Below are 5,082 nucleotides of genomic sequence, written 5' to 3' on the forward strand. Positions count from 1 at the left end.
GTACGGTGCCTTTGAATTCCGATCAGGCCAAGGCGGTGATGATGGGGACAAGGATCATGGCTGCCGCTGAAGAGCGAACCCATGGAAGCCTTGGAGAGATCGTTGAGATCATCGAAGAGATGAAGCACGTGAGTGACGTGCCTCTTCCTGTGTCCCTATCTGTATTAGCGCCTCAAGGGGCCCCTGAAGGTTCATCTGAAGGCTCACCTGTCCACACCTTCGAGTACCTCTCAGGGCTCTACATGGCCGAGCGTAAAGACGACCTCACAGGCTCCACGCTGAAGAACCTCAAGGCGTCCTGCGGGACGATCAGCAAGTTGCTTGGTGGCCTGGACCTGAAGACCCACAACAGGGCTCACATGATGGCCTTGAGGGATAGCCTCAAAGAGGGCCGTAAGGTCTCGACGGTCAATAAGATCCTGACCCATCTTTCAACGATCATGGGCTGGGCTGAAGCCAACGCCTATATCGACAAGGCCTTCGATAAAAAGCTTCAGATCCTCAAGGGCGCTGAGAGCCAACGCAAGGAGTTCTCACCGGCTCAAGTGGCTGCCTTGATGGACTATGCGAACAAGCTCCCTGCAACAGACTGGAAGCGCTGGGCGCTGAGTCTTGGCGTAGTCTCTGGGGCTCGTATTGGCGAGATCTACCAGTTGACCTCGAAGGACATCATTGAGGTCCAAGGCTTGCTGGTCATGGACATAAACACCAATGACGGAAAGACCATCAAGAACAAGTTCAGTATCCGTAAGGTGCCCTTGGTGGCGGCCTATGGGTTGGACTTGGAGGCGCTCAAGGCCTTCGCTGAGGCTGCCGATGGGAAGCTCTTCAAGCGGTCCTCAAGTGGCTTCACGTCCATGCTCAATCAATTGACTCGTGATGTACTGGGCACCGAGACCAATACCGGTCTTTCCTTCCACTCCCTTCGTCACTCCATGTCGGGGCGCCTCAAGTCTGCAGAGGTGCCGATGGGTATCTCTCAGGAGATCACTGGGCATAGCTCTGGGTCGATCACGTATGACCTCTATGGGGCCGCTGGGAATGTACAACTGGGCCGTATGGCTGAAGCACTGACGGCTGCTCTTCTGGCCGAGTAGTGAAGTTGGGTCTACCGTTTTGCGGTAGGCCTCTATTCAAAGCGCAATGAAGGCCGCTGAGATCCCTGTGGGAACCACTGAGTCAATCTTGGGGCATTCGTCGGGGTCGATCAGCTATGACCTGTATGGGGCCGGGGCATCTGTGGAAGTGGGACGGATGGCTGTAGCGCTGAAGGCAGCCTTGCTCACTCAGGTACTCACTGTCGCCTGAGTGATGCCTTAATGATATCGTTAAGCGATTTACCTAAAGAGGCTTCAAATGCGTTGTGCTGCTATCTGCTTTACTTTGCCTATAGGTCTCGTATCGGGATGCAGTAACTATTCCTCAAACCTACAAGTAGGCAATGATCAGTCGTACACGAGCCCCAAAGACCAGCGAGGGGCTATTCGTACGGCTAAAGTCTACAAAGCGCTGCCGTCTGGTGCTGAAATACTAAGTGTGGTTTTCGCCTGATAGGATGAGTGAAAATGATGAGTGTGTATAAGAGGTGTTTGGTTGTTTTGGCGGGGGCAATGTTTCCAATCCTTGGTTACTCCGCAGATGCGGATAAGAATTGGATAAGTCTCGTGTTAGCAAACGATGGATCAAAATGGGAGGCCATGGCCGGCACATTCGAGTATTCAAAAAATAAGAGCGATGTTCCAATTGCGGTATTAGTCGGAAGGATAGTTAGCCCCAAGTCTTCTAAGATAGAGTTGCATAAGTGGTATGTCTCTGCTGGGGATTGCAATAAAAAAATGGGGAAGTTGGTTACTCTAAGTGTTAGTGGCGAATATCAATTCGAAAATGATTTTTTGTTTGAGAGTGGGAATGTCGCCTCATATGTTGCCAAATTTATTTGTGATGTGGCCGAGCAAGGCATCAAAAATGCTAATGGTAAGAGTTTGTGAGCTTCTTTTGAAACACCGATCAACGCGTAGCACCTGAACCACTGCGTTGAATATTTGAGGTAGACCCGAAAGTGTTCAGGTCACGTGATTTCCCGTTGTGGTTACGGGATGGCTTTGGGTTCTGATCCATTCCGCAAGCGGATCACTGAGGAACCCTTTCCAGGATCCACAGGCTGAGAGAATGACGCTAAGCAGACCAGCAAGCCATCGCAGTGATTCTTATGGACGACCCGAATGGAAGCCAGAATATCAACAAATATTTAAAACCCCTCACTATTGAGAGGACACCAGAAGAATCGAAAGCCATTCTTTGAGGCACCTCTCAGATTCCTACCGGGCTCCCTTGCGTACCCGACCAGCGACAACCGAGACGACCAGTGCGACCACCTTTCATGGGAGGAACGCCAAGCGCTCAACAGTCCCCGGTAAGCAGACCTCAGTGTCTGGCTCCAGTAGGAAGGAGCGCAGCTTGATATTGTCACTCGTTAGTCGATGTCCATGGAGGACACCGCTGAGAGACCTTGCACGGGATTGGGGCCACCGTGTATTGCTCAAGTTGCACGGGGGCCTTTAACTTAAAGATTCTTAAAGATTGCTCATTGAGTAACTCTTATTATTATTCTTTAAATAAATCTTTATTCTTTATCTTTAGGATTCCTTATAGATATCTCAAGTTGTCTCTAAGTTAGGGATTGGTCTGGCGACCATGATAATCCCTATTCTCTCAGTCACCTCAAGGAGGTCCTATGCTATTCCACTTCAAGTTAGATGGTCTTGAGCCTCARCATCAAGCTGACCTCTTAGCCATCGAAGCGACCATGACTCCGAGATCGGCCTATGCCATCTTCACCGTCAAGACTACGGGTCTCAGGGCTCACAAGGATGTCGAAGGTGCCTATGCGTTCCTCAAGACGAGGATGTCTGTGTACCACGTAGACGCCCTCAAAGAACTCTTGGAGACCCTTAAGATCGACTTGGATAGATTGGTCCGGCTCATGAAGAATGTTCCCACCATTATGTCTAAGCGTCCAAGTGGTGCTAACCACACCCTACTCAGTAGCGAGCTAACGCTACGCCAGCAGTAACCCTGTGTCGCCTCACAGGTCCCCGTAAAGATGCCTCTCAGGTCCGCCATGTCCTGTTAGACCATCAACTTTAAATATCTGAAATCAAGAACCTATTAGTCAGTCTTGGAAGATGCCCACGCGGCTCACTCCTTGCCGTCTTGTCGTGTGCCTCTATGGCGCCAAGGCTGAACTAATGGGTCACCTCATAGGAGATCCAACACCATGAAAATCACCATCACCAACGTCCTGAAAGATGAAGTAACCGTGTCCGGTCAGACCCTGAGCCGTGAGTATGCCGAGAACATCATTCTGCCCATGCTGATCGCTCAATGCGCCACCGTTCAGAGCCGTAAGCTTGAGATCGTTAAGGTCTTCGCTGAGGCCGGTCTGTCGCTCGATGCGGTCCCTGAGGCTGCCCGAGAGTACGCCATAGACAAGTCAGAGAAGGCCCGTCTGCGTCTTCGCCAACAAGCTGAGCATGAGGCTCGTGCAGAGTGTCTCCGTGAGTGGACGCCCCGTGAGCTGGCCCAAGCGAAGGCCGATAAGGAAGCCCGTGCCGCTGCCATCCGTGAGCATGGTGCCAAGGTCTTAGCTGCCCGATCCCGTAACTCTGGCTGGTAAACCCTCAAGGGGACCTTAAAGACCACCCCTCAAACTCAACACACTTCATTCAATCCAATTCAGGAGAACCAAACTATGAAACTGACTAACCAATACATTGCACCAACCAAAGACACCGTAAAGCACGCCTCAGCGGCCTACGAGAACGGTAACACTATCCAGTTCTCCACCGGAGACATCCGCCATGAGAACTTGGGAGCCACCGACGTGTCCGTCTATGTGGAAGCCCTGACAGAGGGCCTCAGCGAATACCTCAATAGCGATGAGTGGCGTGAGGCTGCCATAGAGGCGACCCCTTGCGAGTTCCGTCCGGATGGTACTGAGGCCACTGGTCAACAGATCATCACCATGGCTGATCGCACTGTCACCTTCGACCCTCGCAAGAACTGGGACAATGAGGTGGTCGCTAAGGGCCCCGTCCTGGCCGGGTCTGTGATCTTCACTGAGCCGACCGACACCGCTCTGCTGATCAGCTACCGCCACACCGTCCTCGACCACACCTTGATTGCTGGCTGGACTGAGCAGTCCATGAGTCAGACCGCTGAGAAGCTGTTGCGGGATATCGAGTTCACTGCCGCTGGCAAGATCGCTGGCATCCTCTCGACCGCTCCTTCCACTGAGGTTGTCCCCGCGACAATGCCTACCGGCAAGCCTGTAGAGATCGCTGAGGACCTCATCGACATCTTGACGATGAACATCAACCAAACCGTGGGCACCTCACTGGCTGACTTCGTGGTTCTTCTGCCTGTGTCTCTGGTGGCCGTGTTGAACCGTGCTGCTCAGCGAGCTGGCAAGGGTGACCTCCAAGACCTCATTGGCGCCTCTGTGCAGCCTTACACTGGTACTGATCAGGGTCTGTTCCTGCTGCCTAAGATGTTCACCAGCCTGAGCTACCGTGAAGGTCGTAACGGCGACATCTGGAAGATCCAAGCGACCCGTAACGCTGCCCATCAAGCATGGGACGTTGAGATCATGGCTCAGGTAGACATCGTGGCTAACGGCAAGGTCAAGGTGAAGCTGACCGCTGATGGTCTCCAGACCGAGGATGTGGCCTTCCCGATGATCACCCGCATCACCTTGGCGTAGCTTTAGCTCGCTACTGAGCTGATCTTAAAGAACCCCGTAAGGCCGCACCGTAAAGGATGCGGCAGGGCTTTATTTGATACTATTACGACCACAGAAATAAAAGGCCCACCCCGAAAACTCGGGCAGAAAGGTAATAAAAATAATCAGAAAGTCGACTCTACGACTCACATCACCGTACCGATACTCTCTTGACTCGCCATCAGTTGTAATTTCTAACTTTTTTGTTCTAACTGGTTTGTCAGGAGACCAGTCATGTTTATCACAGATTACAGCCAGCCCATCAAGCTCCCTTGAATTTAACTCGGAGTCCACATCAGGAC

At 52.2% G+C, this 5,082-nt stretch carries 5 protein-coding genes; 4 read left to right on the forward strand and 1 reads right to left on the reverse strand.

Features of this window, described 5'->3' with window-relative positions:
- The 4 genes from AC1DRN_RS29590 to AC1DRN_RS29605 form a co-directional block, all read left to right on the forward strand.
- Positions 1-1,097 (forward strand): tyrosine-type recombinase/integrase (locus AC1DRN_RS29590; protein WP_477786902.1); only part of this gene is annotated, 1,097 nt, incomplete at its 5' end.
- A 468-nt stretch (positions 1,098-1,565) separates the two neighbouring features.
- A complete protein-coding gene (locus AC1DRN_RS29595) occupies positions 1,566-1,988 on the forward strand; it encodes a hypothetical protein (protein WP_457265926.1) in 423 nt (140 codons plus the stop codon).
- Positions 1,989-3,277: 1,289 nt separating this feature from the next.
- Positions 3,278-3,676: a hypothetical protein gene (locus tag AC1DRN_RS29600; protein ID WP_457265927.1), complete on the forward strand. Its 399-nt coding sequence runs from the start codon at positions 3,278-3,280 to the stop codon at positions 3,674-3,676.
- A gap of 75 nt (positions 3,677-3,751) precedes the next feature.
- On the forward strand, positions 3,752-4,762 hold the full coding sequence (locus tag AC1DRN_RS29605; protein WP_458237962.1) for a hypothetical protein: 1,011 nt from the start codon (positions 3,752-3,754) through the stop codon (positions 4,760-4,762).
- A 69-nt stretch (positions 4,763-4,831) separates the two neighbouring features.
- Here AC1DRN_RS29605 and AC1DRN_RS29610 read toward each other — a convergent pair.
- Positions 4,832-5,082, reverse strand: a 251-nt coding sequence (locus tag AC1DRN_RS29610; RefSeq protein ID WP_477786903.1) for a hypothetical protein, incomplete at its 5' end; no start/stop codon positions are given.

This window comes from Pseudomonas sp. P5_B3 (assembly GCF_056400405.1).

Bases quoted from the DNA above. Each gene is read 5' to 3' on its own strand.
- AC1DRN_RS29595 (WP_457265926.1), top strand. From the start codon at position 1,566: ATGATGAGTGTGTATAAGAGGTGTTTGGTTGTTTTGGCGGGGGCAATG.
- AC1DRN_RS29600 (WP_457265927.1), top strand. From the start codon at position 3,278: ATGAAAATCACCATCACCAACGTCCTGAAAGATGAAGTAACCGTGTCC.
- AC1DRN_RS29605 (WP_458237962.1), top strand. From the start codon at position 3,752: ATGAAACTGACTAACCAATACATTGCACCAACCAAAGACACCGTAAAG.